At 50.9% G+C, this 20,187-nt stretch carries 23 protein-coding genes; all 23 read left to right on the top strand.

The features are described 5' to 3' along the window. The first annotated feature begins 24 nt into the window (after positions 1 to 24). The 23 genes from JSU04_00130 (at position 25) to JSU04_00020 (ending at position 20,048) form a co-directional block, all read left to right on the top strand. Positions 25 to 513 (top strand): hypothetical protein, encoded by a 489-nt coding sequence (locus tag JSU04_00130; protein ID MBS1968678.1) that lies wholly within the window; start codon positions 25 to 27, stop codon positions 511 to 513. Continuing rightward, a complete protein-coding gene (locus JSU04_00125; GenBank protein ID MBS1968677.1) occupies positions 500 to 1,801 on the top strand; it encodes a PBSX family phage terminase large subunit in 1,302 nt (433 codons plus the stop codon). The genes JSU04_00130 and JSU04_00125 overlap by 14 nt, the downstream gene beginning before the upstream one ends. Continuing rightward, a complete protein-coding gene (locus JSU04_00120; GenBank protein ID MBS1968676.1) occupies positions 1,802 to 3,295 on the top strand; it encodes a phage portal protein in 1,494 nt (497 codons plus the stop codon). It begins immediately after the preceding gene. Positions 3,296 to 3,298: 3 nt separating this feature from the next. Next, the gene (locus JSU04_00115) at positions 3,299 to 4,405 is read left to right on the top strand and encodes a hypothetical protein (GenBank protein ID MBS1968675.1); all 1,107 of its coding nucleotides are present in this window, start codon (positions 3,299 to 3,301) and stop codon (positions 4,403 to 4,405) included. Positions 4,406 to 4,466: 61 nt separating this feature from the next. Further along, the gene (locus tag JSU04_00110) at positions 4,467 to 5,222 is read left to right on the top strand and encodes a hypothetical protein (protein MBS1968674.1); all 756 of its coding nucleotides are present in this window, start codon (positions 4,467 to 4,469) and stop codon (positions 5,220 to 5,222) included. Positions 5,223 to 5,241: 19 nt separating this feature from the next. Then, on the top strand, positions 5,242 to 6,081 hold the full coding sequence (locus tag JSU04_00105) for a hypothetical protein (GenBank protein ID MBS1968673.1): 840 nt from the start codon (positions 5,242 to 5,244) through the stop codon (positions 6,079 to 6,081). Positions 6,082 to 6,154: 73 nt separating this feature from the next. Next, positions 6,155 to 6,499, top strand: coding sequence for a hypothetical protein (locus JSU04_00100; GenBank protein MBS1968672.1), 345 nt, complete (start codon positions 6,155 to 6,157; stop codon positions 6,497 to 6,499). A gap of 13 nt (positions 6,500 to 6,512) precedes the next feature. Then, on the top strand, positions 6,513 to 6,866 hold the full coding sequence (locus tag JSU04_00095; GenBank protein ID MBS1968671.1) for a hypothetical protein: 354 nt from the start codon (positions 6,513 to 6,515) through the stop codon (positions 6,864 to 6,866). Between the two features lie 310 nt (positions 6,867 to 7,176). Next, the gene (locus tag JSU04_00090) at positions 7,177 to 7,518 is read left to right on the top strand and encodes a hypothetical protein (GenBank protein MBS1968670.1); all 342 of its coding nucleotides are present in this window, start codon (positions 7,177 to 7,179) and stop codon (positions 7,516 to 7,518) included. After that, positions 7,515 to 7,919: a hypothetical protein gene (locus JSU04_00085; GenBank protein MBS1968669.1), complete on the top strand. Its 405-nt coding sequence runs from the start codon at positions 7,515 to 7,517 to the stop codon at positions 7,917 to 7,919. Before JSU04_00090 ends, JSU04_00085 begins: the two co-directional genes overlap by 4 nt. A 14-nt stretch (positions 7,920 to 7,933) precedes the next feature. Further along, positions 7,934 to 8,386 (top strand): hypothetical protein, encoded by a 453-nt coding sequence (locus tag JSU04_00080; protein ID MBS1968668.1) that lies wholly within the window; start codon positions 7,934 to 7,936, stop codon positions 8,384 to 8,386. A gap of 92 nt (positions 8,387 to 8,478) precedes the next feature. Further along, positions 8,479 to 8,883 carry a hypothetical protein gene (locus tag JSU04_00075; protein MBS1968667.1) on the top strand — a complete coding sequence of 135 codons (405 nt, stop codon included), beginning with the start codon at positions 8,479 to 8,481 and terminating at the stop codon, positions 8,881 to 8,883. Next, complete coding sequence (locus JSU04_00070; protein MBS1968666.1) at positions 8,883 to 9,143, top strand: hypothetical protein; 261 nt, start codon at positions 8,883 to 8,885, stop codon at positions 9,141 to 9,143. Before JSU04_00075 ends, JSU04_00070 begins: the two co-directional genes overlap by 1 nt. A 16-nt stretch (positions 9,144 to 9,159) precedes the next feature. After that, positions 9,160 to 12,057 (top strand): tape measure protein, encoded by a 2,898-nt coding sequence (locus JSU04_00065; protein MBS1968665.1) that lies wholly within the window; start codon positions 9,160 to 9,162, stop codon positions 12,055 to 12,057. A gap of 1 nt (position 12,058) precedes the next feature. Continuing rightward, positions 12,059 to 12,913, top strand: a complete 855-nt coding sequence (locus JSU04_00060; GenBank protein ID MBS1968664.1) for a phage tail family protein — start codon at positions 12,059 to 12,061, stop codon at positions 12,911 to 12,913. 15 nt (positions 12,914 to 12,928) lie between these two features. Next, on the top strand, positions 12,929 to 13,990 hold the full coding sequence (locus tag JSU04_00055; protein MBS1968663.1) for a hypothetical protein: 1,062 nt from the start codon (positions 12,929 to 12,931) through the stop codon (positions 13,988 to 13,990). A gap of 12 nt (positions 13,991 to 14,002) precedes the next feature. Then, entirely contained in the window at positions 14,003 to 14,257 is a 255-nt protein-coding gene (locus tag JSU04_00050; protein ID MBS1968662.1) for a hypothetical protein, read from the top strand. Next, on the top strand, positions 14,250 to 15,383 hold the full coding sequence (locus JSU04_00045; protein ID MBS1968661.1) for a siphovirus ReqiPepy6 Gp37-like family protein: 1,134 nt from the start codon (positions 14,250 to 14,252) through the stop codon (positions 15,381 to 15,383). Before JSU04_00050 ends, JSU04_00045 begins: the two co-directional genes overlap by 8 nt. 187 nt (positions 15,384 to 15,570) lie before the next feature. Then, a complete protein-coding gene (locus JSU04_00040) occupies positions 15,571 to 16,065 on the top strand; it encodes a hypothetical protein (protein MBS1968660.1) in 495 nt (164 codons plus the stop codon). 15 nt (positions 16,066 to 16,080) lie between these two features. Continuing rightward, entirely contained in the window at positions 16,081 to 17,040 is a 960-nt protein-coding gene (locus JSU04_00035; GenBank protein ID MBS1968659.1) for an N-acetylmuramoyl-L-alanine amidase, read from the top strand. Positions 17,041 to 17,043: 3 nt separating this feature from the next. Further along, positions 17,044 to 17,331 (top strand): hypothetical protein, encoded by a 288-nt coding sequence (locus JSU04_00030; protein ID MBS1968658.1) that lies wholly within the window; start codon positions 17,044 to 17,046, stop codon positions 17,329 to 17,331. Then, positions 17,328 to 17,732: a hypothetical protein gene (locus JSU04_00025; protein MBS1968657.1), complete on the top strand. Its 405-nt coding sequence runs from the start codon at positions 17,328 to 17,330 to the stop codon at positions 17,730 to 17,732. The genes JSU04_00030 and JSU04_00025 overlap by 4 nt, the downstream gene beginning before the upstream one ends. A 15-nt stretch (positions 17,733 to 17,747) precedes the next feature. Next, complete coding sequence (locus JSU04_00020; GenBank protein ID MBS1968656.1) at positions 17,748 to 20,048, top strand: BppU family phage baseplate upper protein; 2,301 nt, start codon at positions 17,748 to 17,750, stop codon at positions 20,046 to 20,048. Positions 20,049 to 20,187 lie beyond the last annotated feature (139 nt).

Raw genomic sequence — 20,187 nt, 5'->3', positions numbered from 1 at the left:
ATTCGGGCGAAAGGAGTTTTTGAAATGGCAGAGGAAAAGAAACGTGGCAGACCCGCGTTTGAGTTGACCGACGAGCAACGGGAAAAGGTGGCGGATTACGCTAAAGTTGGATGTACGATGCAAGAAATCGCGATGATGATTGGGGTGGCTCAATCGACGTTATTGAAGAACACGGAATTTCGAGAACTATATAAAACGAATTTCGAGTACATGAAGACGAGTTTACGACGTGCCATGATTCAAAAAGCGCTAGGCGACCGCAATACAGGGATGCTCATTTGGTTATCGAAGCAGTATCTAGAATTCAGCGACACGCCGAGGGAGACCGATCTACGTGAACGTGAAGTAGTCCTGAAAGAAAAAGAATTCGAGAAAGGCCAAAAGCCGCCGACGAAACACGAATTCGATCAATTAATTTCGGCATTGACGGCGCAGCGTAACGACTTGTTTGATGAAGAAGACGACAAGGCAGCGTTCGAAGCGCTAGAGGGTGTCCCGAATGGCGAAGCATAGAATCAAGCCGTTCGAGTTTAAACCGTTCAGCAAGAAGCAAAAGAAGGCGCTTATGTGGTGGCACGACTCGAGCCCGTACAGTCAATTCGACGGCATTGTAGCCGAAGGGGCGGTTCGTTCGGGTAAAACCGTGTCGTTCATTCAAGGGTTCGTATTATGGTCGCAAGAAACGTTCGACGGAGAAGATTTCATTATCGGCGGCCGCTCGATTTCAGCACTCAAACGGAACGTCATCGAGCCCATGTTCAAGATACTGGCCGGGATGGGGATGTACGAAGGTGTTGATTTCGATTTCAAACGGTCAGAGGATATGCACATTCGAATAGGGACGAATAAATACTATCTGTTCGGGGCAAACAATGAGAAGTCGCAGGACAGCGTTCAGGGGATGACGGCAGCGGGCGCGTTTCTCGACGAAACCGCACTCATGCCCGAGTCATTCGTTTCGCAGGTCATGGCGCGTCTATCGGTGGAAGGTGCGAAAGTGTGGTTCAACTGTAACCCGAAAAGCCCGCGGCATTGGTTCAAGGTCGATTATATTGATCGTGCCAAAGAACGCCGGTTACTGGTGCTTCACTTCACGATGGATGATAACCTTTCATTGTCGGAGCGCATGAAAGAACGTTTCCGGCGTCAATTCAAAGGCGTGTTCTACAAACGGAACATATTAGGGTTGTGGGTCACGGCAGAGGGCGTCATTTACTCGATGTTCGACGAGGAAAAGCACAAGATACATGAGAAGCCGACGAACCTCACAGCACTATATATCGGCGTTGACTATGGTAACAGTAACGCAACGACGTTCACGTTAGTCGGGCAGACCATCAAGCGGGAAGCGGTCGTATTGAAAGAGTATTACCACAGCGGCCGCGAATCGACGAAGAAAGCCCCGTCGGAATATGCGAGGGATTTCCTAAAGTTTCTCGAAGAAGTACATTCCGAGTATCAGACCAAGCTAAAGTATATTTTCATCGACCCGAGCGCGCAGGGATTCAAGCTAGAAGTGTTTAAGGTGCTGCCACGTTACTATCATAAGATGATTGTCGCGGCAAAGAACGACGTTATTCCCGGCATTGAAGCCGTGTCATCCCTCATGGAAGACAATCGTTTCTATGTGATGGCATCATGCGAGAACGTTTTGAAGGAATTGGAGTCTTACGCGTGGGACTCGAAGGCCGCAGATCGTGGCGAAGATGTACCGATTAAACAATTTGACCACACGCTCGACGGAATACGCTATGTTATATTTACGATGAAGCATGAATTTAATTTGAAAAGGGTGGGTTAAATGGACGCGTTCACAACTGGAACGGTTAAGAAGATTGATTTTATTGAGCGGGATAACAACGTCGTGCCGAAAGCCATGCAACAGGTATTCGATGATATGCAATACAACCTAGCGTGGTTCGCAGGCGATCAGGAAGCGTTGAAGCATCGGTACAAAGGCGAAGGGAAACATTATTTTTGGTCACGCGTGGCGAACAAACCAATGCCGGCCTATCATTTACCGTTGCCCGCTGCCATTAGTCAGTTGGCGAGCGATTACCTATTCGGTGAGGAAACGAAGTTTCTAATCAAGGGTGACGGCGACCAAATCGCACAGGCGCAACAGATCGCGTTAAACGTCATGCTCGACAATGCCAACATGGATTCGTTATTGACGGAGAGCGGGGAGATTGCGAGCGCGGCGGGTGGAGTCGTGTTCAAGGTCATCGTAGACGGGGAACTATCGAACCGTCCGATCATCGTGCTCGTCAAACCGGATGACGCAATCGTTACGTTCAAACACGGGATTGTCACGAACATTCGTTTCGTTCATAAGCTCGATAAGATGAATGATGACCGCTATATTTGGTTGATTGAGGATTACAACGGCCGCGGGGAAATCGTATCGACCATTCACGAAGGGGCAGCAGACGGCAACATGACGAAAGAGCGGCCGGAATTGCTCGAGCGCTATGAAATTGAACCAGTGTTCCGTACCGGTTACGACGGCGTGGCAGCGGTGTACATCCCGAACCGACGACCGAACCGGAAGTTTCTCGCGAGCGGGTTCGGCGCATCGGACTATCAAGGCGTCCGGCAAATGTTCGACTCACTCGATGAAACCTATACATCGTGGATCAATGACATTCGGTTGGCTAAGGGGCGGCTTCATATCCCGGAAACGTTTATTGACTATGACGACGAGGGAAACAGCGCGTTTGACATGGATAACGACATCTATCGCAAGTTGTCGGGAGCGGCCGCGATGGGTGACGGTAGCGCCGATAAATTCGCGATCACGCAATTCGCAATCCGTTCGGACGATTTCTATAAGGCGTGTATTTTTATCGTGCAGCAGATCATCACGACTATCGGATATTCGACACAATCGTTCGGCATCACGTCGGAAACGTCACAGACGGCCACGGAGTCGAACAACCGGGAACGCAAGTCATACCTCACGACGAGCAAGAAGCGTCGGCATTTCGAACGCGGGTTGAAACAGCTCATTGACATCATGCGCGCGGTATCGAACGAACATTTCGGGGCAGGGTTTGATATGTCGCTTCCTGTAACGGTTGATTTCGGGGACGCGGTAGAATCGGACGTGTCGCAACTGGCTACGGTCATTGATATGTTGTTCCGTGCTCAATCGGCCAGTATCGAAACGCGGGTTCGTTACTTCAATCCATCATGGACGGACGAGGAAGTGCAACAGGAAGTTGAACGGATTCGTGACGAGAACGGTTTGAACGCCGGTTCTTTCAGCAGCGTGATTGACCAAAGCGGGGTGTAATACATGCCCATCTTTCCGTTTGATGACGAGAAGTTAACGCAACAGCTCATTGATCGGGTGGGCGTCGTACAAAGCCGTATCTTGACGATAATCGCGGCCAACATCGAGGATGAAATAGATTCGGACAACTGGCGCGTGATTCAATCCCGAAAGATTAATCAGCTGCTACGACAGATCGCCGCAGAGTTAGGGACGTTGACGCCGGATGCGATTCGGGACGTGCTCGAACAGGCGTATCAGTTGGGCATCGACAGTGCCGACGCCGACGCGAATGAAGCCGCTTCAAACGGTGCGCGTGGCGTTCGGCAGGCAATCGAGCGGGCGAGCAGCGCCGAGTTAGTCGGTACGCCCGTCATCGGGGCTTCACAATATGGACTGATCGCACTAGTGACGCAGATGAATACGGAAATCGAAGACGTGAAAGAGTCCATTCTAAGGACGGTAAGCGACGACTATCGGGCGATTGTGAGCAAGGTGATAGATGATAACCTAGTCGGGACAGAAACGCGACGACAGGCCGCACAGCGAGCGTTAAACGATTTCGCAGAGAAAGGAATCACGGCGTTTCGTGACCAGGCGGGAAGGCGTTGGGAATTAGAAAGTTATGTCGAGATGGCGACCCGAACCGCGACAGGACGCGCGAAGATGTACGGCCATGCTGCTCGACAACTAGAATACGGTTTCGATTTGGTGCAGACGTCATTCCATTCAGATTCGTCCGATACGTGCCGTCCATACCAAAACAAGGTGTATTCCCTATCAGGTACGTCCGACCGCTTCCCGCCGTATCAGCGTGCGTTACAGGGTGGGTTTCAGCATCCGAACTGTAGACATACAATATCGACGTATTTCGAAGGGTATAGCGAGCTAGTGAAAGAAACGCCGCCCGCTTCACAGATTAAAGAGCAATACGAGGAACGACAGCAACAACGGCAGATTGAGCGGAACATACGCAAGTGGAAAAAACGTGCGGCCGTCGCGATCACGCCACAGGAACGGCAGAAAGCACAGGCGAAAACTCGAGAATGGCAAGGGGTCATGAGGGAGTTTATCGAAGCGAGCGGACGAACCAGAGCCCGCCGACGTGAACAATTGAAAGGCGTTCGATAAAATAATGTACAATTTCCGAACGAAAGAGGTATATTAGAAGTATGAAAGGTGGTTTTCCTAGATGGAAACGAACATTAAACCGAAATACACGCTAGGCAATTACCCATTCTTACAATTTTTCGCAGAATCGCAGGCCGATAGCGGAACGGGAGAGAGTGGAAACGAACAATCGACAGACCAAGAAGGCAAAAACACCGGGGATGTATCTGACAATCCCGAACAATCGAACGGGTCGGAAGGGGATAAACCTAACCAAAACCCGAACGATGGCGACAAACCGGGCGATAATGATGACGCCGAGGTTTTTGATAAACCTTACGTTGAATCGTTACGCAAAGAAAACGCAAAGTACCGGACACGCGCCAAAGAGGAACAAACAAAGTTTGAAACGTTCGCGAACGATTTAAAAACGTTCCTAGAAAAGAATGGTGTGCAGCTTGAGAATACTGAAAGTAAGTCATTACTTGACGGGCTCGACGGTATTATCAATTCATCACGTCAAACCGTTCTGAACGCCGAATTGGAACGGGTGGCCGCTCAACATAGTATTGTGGATGCGGACATTTTAGCGAAGCTCGTCGATACAACCGCGTTGAAATTCGAAAACGGTCATTATGTGGGGCTCGAAGAACAGGTGAAAGCGATTGCGGAAGCTAAACCTTACTTAGTCAAGCAAGTAGCGGACACGAAACCGCCGAAGGGCGGACAAGGGACGGGCGGCGCGCCGAAGAAACTCACACAGAATGACGTCGAGAACATGACGCCGGCACAGATCGCGGCAGCGCTTAAGAACGGCGAACTAACTCATTTACTATAATCAGAGGAGTGTTTAACCAATGGCAATTGATAACTTTAACCCTACCATTTGGAGTGGCGTTCTTATCAGCGCGCTTCAAAAGAACCTTGTTTTCGGGGAAGTCGCGAACAAGGATTATGAAGGCGTCATCTCGAACGTCGGTTCGTCGGTGAAACTCAACGGACTCGATGACATCACTATCGGGGATTACGTCAAGAACACGAACATCGCAGACCCGGAAACGCTCACGGGCGTTGACCAGTCGCTCGTCATCGACCAGGCCGATTACTTCAATTTCCAGATCGACGACATCGACAAGACGCAACAAACGCCGAAACTCATGTCAGCGGCTATGGAAAACGCGGCGTACCGCTTACGCGACGTAGCAGATCAGTACATCGCATCGCTTCACACGGGAGCGGCAGCAGAGAACTTGATCGGTAACGATACGACACCAATCGCGCTCACAGCCGATAACGCGTATCAGACTATCGTTCAAGCTCGCGCAGCGCTTTCGCGTGCAAACGCGCCGACCGATGGCCGTTGGATGGTCGTTCCGCCGGAAGTATATTCTTTGTTGCTTCTTGACAAGCGCTTTGTACAAGCGACGTCAGCGGGTGACGAAGTGATGGCTAACGGTCGCGTTGGTACAATCGCAGGTTTCACGATCTACGAATCAAACAACGTCGTCGAAGCGACAGGCGAATACAAAGTAATGTTCGGACAACGTGGAGCAATCACGTTCGCATCACAGATCATGCAGATGGAAGCATACCGACCAGAGAAACGTTTCGCGGACGCCGTTAAAGGCCTTCACGTTTACGGCGCTAAGGTCGTTCGTCCTGAATCATTGGGCGTCATCACAGCTACAGTGGCATAAGCTAACGGGGCGGGCGGTTTTCCGCTCGTCCTTTTCTTAATCTTTCCAAAATCATAAAAGGGAGTTGTTTCACATGGCAGAAAAGCAAACGGCTAAATGGTATGAGCGTAAAGACGGCGTGAAGATGCGAATTTTCGACGAGAAGACAAAGGCACGTCTTGATCTAGACCCGGACTTTAAATCAATCGCAGCGCCTAAGGGCAAAGGTAAAGCAGAGTCAGCCGGTTCAGAGCGCGAGCAGTTGGGCGACAAACTCGAAGAAGCCGAAAAGGTTGAAGTAGAAGTAGAAGACGTGATCCGTCAAGATGCTGCCAAAGCGAACGCCGAAGCAGAGGACATCAAAGAAGCCGAAGAAGAAAAGAAAGGCGTTTCGAAAAACGTACCGCTCACAACAGACAAACGCGTTAAAAAAGGATAAGGCGGTGGGTTGAATGGCCTACGCTACAATTGCAGACTTACAAAGCTATAACGGCAATATCGACGTAAGTGACCCGGTAGAAACAGAACGCTTGTTAGAGCGGGCGAGTGAATGGATTGACGACGAGATTAAGCGACCGATCACGGAAACGAATATCGAAGCCGTGAAGAACGCCACGCTTGCAATCGTCGAAGCGTATGCGGCCGGTACTGAAATCAACGAGATTGTGGGCGCAGCCGGTGGCGGCTTTTCAATCGGTTCGTTCAGCATGGATAAGGACGCGAGCGCAGGAACGGCCTTGCCGGTTCGAGCGGTTCGTTATTTACGACGTGCCGGACTCATGAACAGCCGCGTGGGGTGGTATTGATGCGCATACCGTCATACCTGCTCACGGAAACGGTCGAAGTCGAGAAGTACAAGGGGAAAAGCGCATACGGCTATGTATTCGATGACCCGGTTTCATACCGGTGTCGAGTCGAGCCCAACCGCGCCCAGGTACGAACGTTGAGCGGCGATGAAGTCGTTACAAGTTTTCGTGCGTTTCTCAACCCGCTATCTAACGACGACGACGTGCCGCCATTGTCGCGCGTGACTTATCACGGGGTAACGTATACCGTGGAGCAGGCAGCGCAACAGCGGGGATTCTCGCTATCTCATATTGAATTGAGGTTTTAATCATGTCGATGAAATTCGTATTGAATCGGGCGAACTTGAAACGGTTTGAACGGGCTTCATTCGTCGGATTGCAGGCAGCGGGCGAATTCATTCTAGGTGAGTCAATCAAGATTGTACCGCTCGACGAGGGTGATCTACAGCGCAGCGGCGTTGTCACGAACAACGGTGTCGATACCGTCAACATTTCGTTTAACACGCCGTATGCGCGACGCCTTCACGAAAACCCGCAGTTTAATTTTCAGAACGGACGGCAAGGGAAGTATTTAGAAACGCCGTTGCAACAGAAGCAGCAGCAGGCGTTCTCGCTCATGGCCGCAGAAATTAGAAGGGCGGCGGGATCATGAAACATTTAGAAGCAATCGCGGAGCATTTGACCTTGCAAGGGTTGGGCGTGTTCGAACCGAACGGGCTAGGTGGCGACATCTTTATCGACGTGCTGCCAGAGTCGCCAGATAGTGTGATCGCCTTACGAACGTCGGGCGGTACGGGTGACGAGCTCGCCCCGAATTGGGGGTTAGATTCTTCATTTCCGAGTGTTCAGATTATTGTACGAAGTGATAAGATGGATATAAGGGACGCGCAGAATCGAGCGAAAAGTATTTATAAGGCGGTTCGTCGTTTGGGCTTGCCGTATGATGGTGGCCGCATATTCGACAGCGTGGCGCAATACCCTGCCTTGTTAGGGACAGACCAGAACGGGCGGGCGGAATACTCAATCAATTTACAGTTAGAACTAAACAATTAAAGGGAGTGTTTTAGATGGCAGTTAACAAGATTCGCGCGGCCGGTTTTACATTCGACGTGGCAGACGTGGCCGATTTGGCTACAGCCACATGGACGCCGCTTAAAGGATTGAATACATTCACGATTTCGAGCGATGATTCGAACACGGATGTATCGACGTTTGAGGACGCCGGCTATAAATCAAACCTCACTGTTACACGCGGTTATGGTTTTTCGGCCGAAGGTTTCGTTCTCGAAGACGAAGCGACGGGCGACCGTGATCCGGGGCAAGAATTCGTAGAAGGCAAAGCCGAGGAAGTCGGACAGGCGGCCTTCATGTTGGTTCGCGTCACTTCACCAGGTGGCACGAAAAAAGTGTACGAGGGTTCACCTTCCCTTTCTGACGTCGGCGGCGGTCAAGAAGACGCGGCTTCATGGGGATTCGAATTGATGGTTAACGGCAAGCCGGAACTTGATACAACAGTATAAGTAAGATTGCATCAATAGAAGGACAACCGGCCGAGGGAGCGGAAGATATACCTAAAGCCGGTTGACATAATATAAACGGGGAGTTGCTATACATGAGTCAACGTAAATTCATTGATTTCGACGCTATGTTTAAAGAAAAGGAACGCGAACCGATTCTCGCGAAGATCAAGGGGAAAGAGTTTCTATTCCCGGCGCAGATGCCTGCCAAAGTCATGTTGAAGATTCAACGCATGGAAGAAAGCGGCGTCAAGGCAGATAGCGAAGTATCTTACGAACAGACGGTAACGCTATACACGGACTTGATCGGCGCAGATAACTTTCAACGCCTGCTCGACTTGAACGTGTCGGTGAACGAGCTCAACGCCGTTCTTGAAGGTGTCATGGCCGCTTATATGGAAGACATCACGGGCGTCACGCAACAAGAATCAAAAAAGCCGGAAGCGGCGGACGAAACGACGACGACACAAACAGCGACAGTGACGGAATTGCGCTTATAATGGACTATTTCGGGGCGGTCGAAGCGGACTTTTTAAGGGAGTACCGTTTCGACCTCTTTTCTTTGCTCGATGACCGTCATTTTTCGTTCAGCCGCTTTGTCCGGTTGGTCATGAACCTATCACAAGAATCAGAATTCAAGCGTTACGTTCGCGCCGAGAGCGAGGACGAGAAGAAGGTAGCCGGCGTCCATAGCGGACACGGTGAAGTCAATGTAATCAACGACGCGAAACTAGCAGAACAGATATTCGCTCGATCATAAAGGATGGTGTAACAATATGGCGTTAAACGTCGGAACACTCTACGCGGCATTGAAGCTACAGAAAGGGGATTTTGATTCCCAGGTACAAGGTAGCGGGAACATGTTGAAGGGTTCGATAGGTGGAGCGGCAGCGGTGGCAGGCGCGGCCGGAGTCGCGGCGTTCGCGGCAATCGCGGCAGGTGCAGCCAAAGCGACGCAAGTCGGTATAGCTATGAACGCACAGCTAGAGACGCAAACGGTCGCATGGAAGACGCTCACGGGTTCAGCAGAAGGCGCGAGCAAAATGGTTCAGGACTTAGGTAAATTCGCAGCCAAAACGCCGTTCTCGCAACTAGGGTTGGACTCAATGGCGAAGTACCTCTATAACGCCGACTTACGCGGTGACGAGCTTTTCGGAACGCTCACGAAATTCGGTGACATTGGTGGGGCGTTCGGTTTGGCCGAGGATTCGATAGTTGAGATGGTTCGACAATTCGGACAGATGAAAAACGCCGGCGTCGCGTATACCGAAGATTTGAACGTATTCGAAGATCGCGGTATACCGATTATGAAAGCACTCGCCAAAGAGCACGGCGTGACGACCGCAGAAATCAAGAAGATGGCCGGAGAAGGTAAACTATCCTATGAAATGGTACAGGGTGCAGTAGACAACATGGCGAGCGGTATGAAGGGCTCGATGGAAGCACAGTCGAAGACGTTCAGCGGTTTGATGTCAACGCTTGCCGATAACGCTTCAATGCTTGCAGCCGAGCTCGCAAAACCGATGTTCGACCGAATGAAGTCGGGCATTGAATTCTTGATTGTAAACATGGATCGGGTCAAGCCGGTGATTCAAGCGGTACAGGCGGCGTTCTCGTCCTTTGCGGCCGCTGCTATGAACTTCTTGACACCGATTGCAACGCAAGTCAAAACGTTCCTACAATCTTTTTCGGGCGCGTCCGCAGCCGGTAACGCGTTCAACGGGTTAAAGATTGCCGTTTCGGCCTTGCAGCCTGTATTCCAGATGGTTTTTCCGTTCATCAAGTCGATTGTTCAGGACGCCGTTTCGTTCATCGGTTCGTTGCTCGCACAACTAACGGCGTTTTGGAACGCGAACGGACAACAGATAATTGCCGCCACGCGCATTGTATGGGGTCTTATTTCAACGGTAATCCAAGCGGCACTAAAGGTATTACTTCCTATCATCATGTCGATTTGGGGCAATATTAAGGGCGTCATCCAAGGCGCTATGAACATCATCTTAGGAATTATCAAAACAGTGACGTCCCTCATTACCGGAGACTGGCGCGGGGCATGGGAAGGCGTCAAACAAATTGTGTCGGGAGCGGTGCAATTCATTTGGAACGCCGTACAGCTTTACTTTGTCGGGAAGCTGCTCGCCGGTATCAAGGGCGCAGTATTGGGTATGCGCGCTTCAATTACGGCAGGGTTCAACGCCGCTCGCACATCAGCGGTAAACGCGGTGAACGCTTTACGAACCGGAGTGACGAACGGTTTCAACTCATTACGCTCGATGATCGGGAATGTGAACAGCTCGATTCGTAACATGATGGTTTACGGATGGAACGCAATTCGCGGGGCGGTACAGGCCGCCGTTACAAGTATTCATTCCGCTATCGTGAGTCGATTCAACGTGATTCGCAGCGTGGTAACGGCCGTCATGAACGGGATTCGTTCAATCATCACGACCGCTTGGAATTCGGCGCGTAACGTCGTCAGTACAGCCGTCAATGGCATCCGTTCAGTTGTTCAGTCGGTATTCAATTCGTTACGTTCGGTCGTGTCGTCGAGCATGTCGGGAGTAACTAGCGCGATCCGTTCGGGTTGGAACAACGCGAGATCGTTCCTCACGTCGATCAACCTTGTGTCGGTTGGTAAGAACATCGTTCAAGGTTTAATCAACGGTATCGGGTCGATGATGACCGCCGTATCTGACAAGATTTCCGAAGTGGCATCAAGCATCACGGGCGGTATCAAGAAGCGAATGGGCATCAAGTCGCCTTCCCGTGTCACGACCAAGCTAGGGGTTTACATCGGGGAAGGTTTAAGAAACGGTATTCAGAAATCGGGAGCGGCAGCGGCTAAGATGGCCGTGAAAGTAGCCGACAATGTAAAAGCCCAGATGACGAAACTTACCACAACGAAGAACAAAGCGCAGCAACAAGAAATCCGTAACAGCATCACGAACTACAAAGCGATGGAGAAGGCATACAAGAACCACGCGACCAAAGCCACGGCGATGGCCGAACAGTTGAAGAAGAACGAACAAAAAATCATGAGCGAATACACGAAAGCGCGTTCGGAGCGGGTGAAAGAAATCGCGGGCGCTAACGATCTGTTCAGTGTCGTCGAGCAGAAGAATTTCAATCCGAAAACGTTTATCGACGCGTTACGATCGCAGAACGATGCGATTAAGATTTATACATCGTCGCTCGAGAACTTGAAACGCCGTGGCCTGTCCGCTGCCATGCTTGCCGAGTTACAAGCCAAAGGGGTCGGGGCGGCGTCCGAAATCCAGGCACTTACGCAGCTATCTGATTATCAGTTACGTGTATACAAGTCGCTTTACAATGAGCGTGACAAGCTCGCCAAGAAACAGACGTCCAAAGAAATGGCGGCGCAGCGCGAGAAGTTGAACAAACAGATTCAAGCGGAACGGAAAGCCGCAGGGATCAAGGCGCGCGATTTGGCCAAAGAAACATCGAAGGCCGTCGGCAAGACGGTAAATATCGCCGGCGTGAACGCAAAAGGCGCGGCGTACAGTACAATAGACACAACGGGACGAAAAACAAGCGGCGTGACGTACAACCATACGACGGTAGTCAACTCGCCACGCGAGCTTAACGCCCGTGAAGTGGCGAAACAAGACCGGCGCGCGTCCCGAAATATGGCGCTAGAATTGGGGTTGATCTAACATGCCTTTGTTTTATCAGAACTTTAACGGCGAGCGAATCCGGTTCGATGCGGACGGGAATTATCGCTTGCTAAACGTGGAAGGGTTGGGCGGCTTAGAATGGGAGAGCCGTACAGCCCGTTCCCCGTTCCAAGATGGCAGAACGTTCATCGAAACCGTGGCTAAACCGCGTGAAATCGAATTGACGTTCGGGATTTTCGGAGACACGAACGAGGAAGTGAGCGGGTACTTTTCCGACATTTCGCGCATCATGTCGCCAAAGTTAGGTGAAGGGTTACTAGAATTCGATTACGGCGGGAAGGTTCGCGGAATTAACGTCATCGTGGAGCAGTCGCCTGTATACCTAACAGGGGATGATAACCGCACGAAAGGTTATATACGGTCTACGGTGTCGATGGTGGCGAACAACCCGTACTGGCTAGATCAGTCGATTACGACCGAAGAACTTCAAACGTGGGTCGATACCTACGAATTACCGCTAGAAATGCCTTATGAAATCGGTATTCGTGGGGATTCGGGGACAATTACGAACGGCGGCGACGTCGATACGCCGTTACGAATCGAAGTGACAGGCGGGTTCGCCCCACCGCTCACGATATCGAACCTAACGACAGGTGAGGACATCATTATCACGAAGGCGTTAGCGCCGACAGATCGGCTATTCATTGACACGATGCCAAGCGCGCAGCGGGTGACGTTCATCGACGACGAGAACAATACATCGAACGGATTCCATTTTCTCGACCCGGCATCCCGTTTGTTCCAGTTAGCGACAGGAGCGAATGAGATAAAAGTGAACGCGCAGGACTCGACGACGGTGTATATTAATTACAAGCGGCAGTACATCAGTTTCTAAAAGGGAGTGTTTTAAGTGGCACAGTACAGCGGATTCTTTAACAGCGTGGCCGGTGATCGCCTATATGGGGCGGACGAGCTCGCGCGATTCTACAATTATGCAGCGCCTACCGGAATTATGGTGCTCGATGCGAATGATTACGATTACGGGGCAGCGTCCGGCCTTTCTTTCACAATCGGAACGGGCGCAGCCATGATTAACGGCTATTTCCATAACAACGTAGGGGCAGAAACGTTCTTCCTTTCACCGGCGTCCGGTGGTCAGAACCGAATCGACGTGATTGTGTTGCGACTCAATAAGACGGCAGGAGAACGAAAGGTTTCGCTTGCAATCAAACAAGGGACGGCAGCGGCGAGCCCGGTAGCGCCTACCCTATCAACATCGGGCGACGTTTTTGAGCTTGCACTGTATCAATTCTATGTCCCGTCGGGCGCTTCAAGCATGGCCGGCGTGACGGTCACGGATTTACGACAATATTCGATGGCCGCGCAATCAGTCGGATTCGCCAACGGAAACGTACCGAGCTCGAATTTGAACAACATCAACATGCCCGGACTTCACTTCTTAGAAGTGCCTGGCAACTTCACAAACAACCCGAGCGCAGAAACAGCGATTCTCGAAGTGTTCCGAACGCCTAACGGTCGTGTTTTGCAGCGAGTGACAGAAATTTTCGCGGGTTCAGCAGCGCGAAACGCAGTTTTTCAGCGGTCATCGGTTTCGGGTGTGTGGTCGGAGTGGGTAACGACGTACAGCGGTAAGCGGTTGGTGTATGATTTTACGTTCGTCGGCGGGGCTACAGCATCCGGTGACGCCCGCTATGCGGTACAGGGTGATAAAGTACGAATCGAAGCGGTCATAGCGTTACCGTCGGGAATGAGCGCAGGGACGACAATCGCAACGCTCGCAACGCCTGCACGTCCATCCGGTTTAACCTACATCGCCCCAATCATTTCAAACACGAATGACCGTGTACAATTCGCGATCACATCAACCGGGGCGTTACAAGTGCTCACAAGCGTCAGCGCAAACATGAGCGTTACGGTATATGACGAATTCCTATTAAATCCGATTCGATAAGAGGTGAATAAAATGGAAGTCATTAAAGAATATCTGATTTACGACGATGAAGGGTTTTTCATCGGAACAAGCGAAGTGATCGAAGGTGTCGAAGCGCCTGTAAACTCTACGCTCAAGCGATGGGAAGAACCTTGTTTCAAACCGCAGTTTGTTGATGGGGAATGGAAGGACGCCGAACGCCGTCGCCTTCATGAGAACTTCCCGAAACTTCTCAAACGGATGGAAGCGGAAGAAGCGAAACTGTTAGAAGGCGAACCGCATGAATAAAGTGCCGATCAAGCTATTCGATTCGAATTTAAACTTTGTCGCCAACCTATCGGCCTATGAGTCATTGACGTTCACGCGCTCACACCGTGGGATTGGTGATTTCGAGTTAAAAATGAGTTACGGCGCGCCATATGCAGACATCATTCGAAAAGATATGTTCATCGAAGTCGATGACCGGACGGACGTGATCGGCATCGTCGAGTACAAACAATACACCGAAGATGGTGACGGCGATGGAATGTTCACGATTAAGGGCATGGAAGCCAAAGGTATATTCGAACGGCGTCTCATTTTCCCGACGGCAGGATATTCGTATAACGTCGAAATTGGTCAAGCGAGTACGATCATGCAGAACTACGTCAAAGAATCAGCAGGGAGCGACGCGGCGGTGTCCCGTCGTTTCCCGTTCTTGATTGTCGATGAAGTCACGCAAGGCGCGAACTTACGACGACAGGCGCGATATAAGAACCTGGCGACCGAGCTCGAAGAAATCGCGACGGCGGACAGCAGCGGGTGGCGCTTGTATCGCGACGGCAAAAACCTACGCTTTAAATACGTGAAGGGTATCAACCGCGTGAGCAGCCAAAGCGTCAACCCGTCCGTTATCTTTTCCGACCAATTCGACAACCTAGAGGAAACGGATTATATCGAAGACTTTTCGAGTTACAAGAACGTGGCCGTGATCGCCGGTGAGGGTGCGGGCGTGAATCGAGTCGTGTATGAGGAAAATTTAGGAACGTTCGCAGGGTTGGAACGACGTGAATATTTTGTGGACGCCCGCGACATCCAAAGCGAGAACGTCCCGAGCGGTGAGCTCGAAAGCACGTTGCGCGCTCGAGCCCGTGAAAAGCTAGAGGAAGTCGCCCCGATACAGACGTTCGAGAACGGCATAATTAGCGGTACATTCGGCGCGTTCCGCTATCTAGAGGATTGGGACTTAGGAGACGTCGTGACGGCCTTAAACACGAAGGTAGGGCTAACAGCGGACGCCCAGATAACTATGGTTCACGAAAGTTACACGGGCGAAGGATTTAAAATCGACGTCGAAATAGGCGAGCCGATTCGCGGAGTGAAGAAGGCGCTAGAAATTAGGACTTCTCGCCTAGATGGTGAATTATACCGATAGTTTTATATTTTTCCCTATAAATGTTTGTTAGAATAATAAGGTAAATACAATAGGGAAAGAGGGTATTAAAATATGGAACTATATTGGTATGGGCGTGTACGTTACTTTTCGATTTGTGTATCGGACATCCCGGAAAAATATCGCGAAGGCGTTCGTAAACGATTACGATCGGCGGGACTGAACGACTGTGGAAAGTAATGAATCAAACGCCCCGATTCTAAAAGGCGGGGAGGTCGTCACGGTGGAAAGTATTTACTACAATCATTTGAATGAGCTCATGAGGAACGACCGGGAACGGATAGACGATCATGAGGACAGGTTACGAGCAATCGAAAGCGAAAAACTAGAAACAGAACGCCGGTTCGATACGCTTTCTCGACTTCTTGAGAAGCATGAAATGGCTTTCGAAGAAATCCGGCGGGATAGCGTCGATCTAGAAAACACGGTCTTGAAAGAGTTTCGCGAGTCGCGGCAACAAGAACGTGAAAGCAGGCAGTTTTTAGAACAGTTGATACAGCGCGAACGCGACAGTGAAACCGCAGCGGCCGAACGGAATGAGGAAACGAAACGAACGCGGTTGCAAGTGTTTAAAGACGTCATGATAGGATTGTTCGGGTTGATCGGTACAATCGTCGGCGGTATCATCGCGTATCAAGAATTCATAGTTGGCATGTTTAAATAAAAAGGAGTGTTACACATGGCACGTATCTTTATTGACGCAGGACACGGCGGAACGGACAGCGGGGCAGTCGGTAACGGGTTGCAAGAAAAGGCATTGACGTTACGGATTGCTAAGTTAATCGAAAAGTATCTACTCGAAGACTATAAAGGCGCGGTCGTCGCGCTTTCTCGACGTGGTGATAGTACCCTGTCATTGATTCAGCGCACGAACGCCGCTAAAGCGTTCGGGGCTAACGTCATCGTGTCAGTACACATCAACAGCGCAGCGAACGCGCTCGCGAACGGTTATGAAGACTATCGTCACAACTCGCAAGGCGTGACGAGCCCAAGCGGCCGACTACAGAAAGCCATTCACGCACGCGTAGCAGCAACGAAAGTGTTCCCGACAAACCGCGGCATGAAGGCGGCGAATTTCCACATGGTGCGCGAGGGGCTTCCTGTAGCTTCATGCTTGCCGGAATTTGGGTTCATCGTCAACAAGAACGACGCTGCCCGCTTGAAACAGGATGCTAACCTACAAAAACTCGCCAAAGCGACAGCGGACGGCATCGCGGCCTATGCGGGTCTTGAAGCGGCAGACAAACCGAAACCGTTCGAACCTGGTGAACGTCACGGGGTCGCTACAATGAAGGTCGATGACGTTCCAGAGTACGCCGAAGCGTCAACCGATTCGAAGGTCATGCGCAAGCATAAGAAAGGGACGGAGCGGAATATTTACGAGGTACATGATGGATGGTATCGTACCCATTCCGGCTATTTCATCCCATCGAATTACGGCAAGAACTTCACGTATAAAGCCGACGGCGAGAAGAAGCCGGAAGAACCGGAAAAAGAACCACCGAAGGCCAAGGACTTGATGGCCGTGAAAGTGGATGGCAAACAGATCGGCGCTTTCGGTAATTACGACAACATGGCAGCAGCGGCAGAGAAAGCAGCCAAAGCGGGCGCGGAGAAAATCGAAATCGAAAGGGTGTAAGTCATGAGTGAAGAAACGTTGCAGTTGTTCTATCAGATGGTCGGTCTGTCTAGTGTGCTCGCGTTCATTACGGCGGGCGTCATGCAAGCAGTCAAAGAAGCGTTTACGATCAAAAAGAACATCATCCCGCTATTATCTATCTTCATCGGCGCGGGATTGGGCTTCCTAGCCATTCCGTTGTTCCCATCGGTATCAGTGCCTATCCTTGTTTGGGCGGGCGCGTTGAGCGGGTCGGCGGGCGTAGGAGTACATGAAGTATTTAAAAAACGTGAGGGGTACAGCAAAGAATGAGCAGACAACCGTATCAGTTTACGAACGAAGAAGTGCTAACCGCAGAATTGATGATCGGGGGCGGAGCAATCCGCCTAGACCCGACAGAGGGCGTATACCTTCATACGAATGAAACACATCATAGCGTCGGGATTTCATCGGTATGTATCGACGAGAACGGCGATTTGGAAATCAGACGGTTCAGCGGCGGCGCGGTCGTGTCGCTTTCTGTCACGCCGGATGAAACATTGACGAAGTTAGGGGTTCGGGTAGGTGTCAGCGGCGGCGGGATCACGTCGAAGGTTCATTTTTACAACCGACACAACGAGCGGTTGAACCTTAATCGTGCGTCTGACTATTCCCAGGTCGCGACACCGTTCTCGAACTTATGGGCGCTTTACATCAACCGAAGAACAAACTAACAAAGAGGTGACGACGTGTATAAGACACTGGAATTGACACTAGACACGGAAAGAACGAACAATACGAAGACTAACGCCCAGAATTTCCTTGTAAACACGAACGATTATGAATCCGTGAAGATTATCGCGGACATCGTACAGGACAAGGAACGCGTCGATTTGAGTGACGCGACGGTGAAGCTCGCGATTCGAAAACCCGATAAAACTATCGTATTCCAGGATGGTACGGTAACGGCAGCGATTGAGGGAGAATGCGAATTCGTGCTCGAAACCCAAAGCTATATCTTGAAGGGGACGCACATCGCAGAGGTCATGATTTACTTTGCAGACGGGAAGATTGTCGTAACTCGCGCGTTCGCTTATCACGTCGCGGAAGGTGTCTTGACCGATACCGCGATCGAATCAACATCATGGTATCAGGACGTGAACGAATTGCAATTGGCCGTACAAGAATTACAAGTAGAGGTGGACGCGTTTATAGATACAGCAGTCGCAGAAACAAGAGCAGAAATAACGGAAGTTGATGAAAGATTAACGTCGCAGTTGGCGGATAAAGCGCCCAAAGCAGTGGCCGACGCGGCTCACCTGCGGATTGATGAATTAATCATCGGTAGCGGGAACGCCAATGCCGAGGTCACAGACGCGCACGTCTCCACGGCTAAAAACAAAACTTTCACGACGGTACGAAACCGTTTCGAAGAAATCGAGGACGCCATCCACGGGAAACCGAAGAACGTCATTACAAACGGAGACTTCGCCAACGGCACGACTGGTTGGTTGACGAATAATGCCTCGATTTCGGTCGTGAACGGACGCCTACAAGTCTTGGCGACTGCTCAATATGGCGGAGCTGACACGAGCGCATTCAATACCGTTTCGGGTCACAAATATTATGTATCGGCGCTTGTCGATGGGTTGATTGGGTTGACCCGGATGTTCGTGATCGGATTCGCGGAACCGTTGGCGAGCGTCACGAAGACGGGCGGCGAACGATTGTCTCTCCTGTTCACGGCCAACAACACCACGCACAAGGTTCGTTTTTATGACAATGCAACGAGCGGGTGGACAAACTTCTTCTTGGACAAGGTGGTCATCCTCGACTTGACGGACATCTTTGGTGTAGGCAAAGAGCCGACGGCAAGCCAAGTCGATAAATGGTTGAGCTATTACAACGGCTATTTCGACGGTACGCTAAAGAACAAAGATACGGAAATGGCGCTCATTCAAAAGGCGTTTTTCGACCCGGTTCCGACCGTTCCTGACGTGTTCGAGCATGTCGATACGACCATCTACAACAAGGACAAAGGGTTGCGAAGATGGCGGGCGGCGCTTGCCAAGGCGCAGGCGACCGACCAAATCGTCAACCTCAACGTCGTCGGGACAAGTATCGCGACGGGCGGCGTCACGACCGACTACACCACGAAAAGTTGGGTGGCGTTGCTTAGAAAAGAGTTGACTCAGAAAGTCGGAGACGTTGGTCGTGGGGTCGTCTCTACGCATTTCCCGAACGCGGTCGGGCCGTTGCGATGGACGTTCACTGGTACATGGTCAACACAGGTCTTGTTCGGCATCATGGGGGATTGTCGCTTGTCTACCACGCTCGGGTCAACCGCGACACTCTCGTTCAATGGGACGGGCATCAAGATTCTGACGTATGCCAACTCGTCGGGCGGTAAGTTCTTGGCGTCCGTTGACGGCGGGACACCCGTGGAATTCAACTCGAACGTGGCGGCTGCCGAACCTTGCAAAGAGTTTACCATTACAGGATTGTCGGCAGGGGATCACACTTTGGTCATCACACAGAATGACGCAGGGAAGAACCTCATGTTGATTGGCGCGTATGAGTTGAAAGGGACGAAGGGCGTCCGGGTCAACAACGTATCCAAGTCGGGCGGCTCGACGGCGAACGTAACATGGAACAACAACGTACTGATTGCGGAAATCGACTACTGGAATCCCACACTGACAATCATCGAGTTTTTCACCAATGACTATATGAGTCAAGTCGATTTGGTCGCATACAAGAATACCATGCAAACACTCATCTCTAGAGCCAAACAGTTCGGGGATGTGCTTTTGATTGCCAACGGCATCCGGACAGAAAACCAAACCATCAAGCAGACCGACTATATCAACGTGTTGAAAACATTGGCGACAGAAAACCAAGTGGCATTATTAGACACCTTCAACCGATGGGGCGGAAACTTCGAGTACGCGAACGGGACGTTGGGATACTTGGCCGACACAGTGCATCCGAACGACGTCGGACACCAAGACATCGCAAACTTCGTCATCAAGACACTCATCGAAGCCTAATCTATGTCGGAGTTGGATGAAACTTAGCCATAGATTTAAAAAATGAATGCAAAGAAAAAGCGGCCGGAATTTAATCCAGTCGCTTTTTTTCGTCCTCATGTTTTTCGAGTCCAATTCTGATTAGTTGCCTGATCGCTTC

Source organism: Bdellovibrionales bacterium (assembly GCA_018266295.1).
In the GTDB taxonomy this organism is placed as follows: domain Bacteria; phylum Bdellovibrionota; class Bdellovibrionia; order Bdellovibrionales; family Bdellovibrionaceae; genus JACMRP01.
Note: the sequence above shows the minus strand (reverse complement) of the source record. Positions and strands in the feature narration are given on the sequence as shown.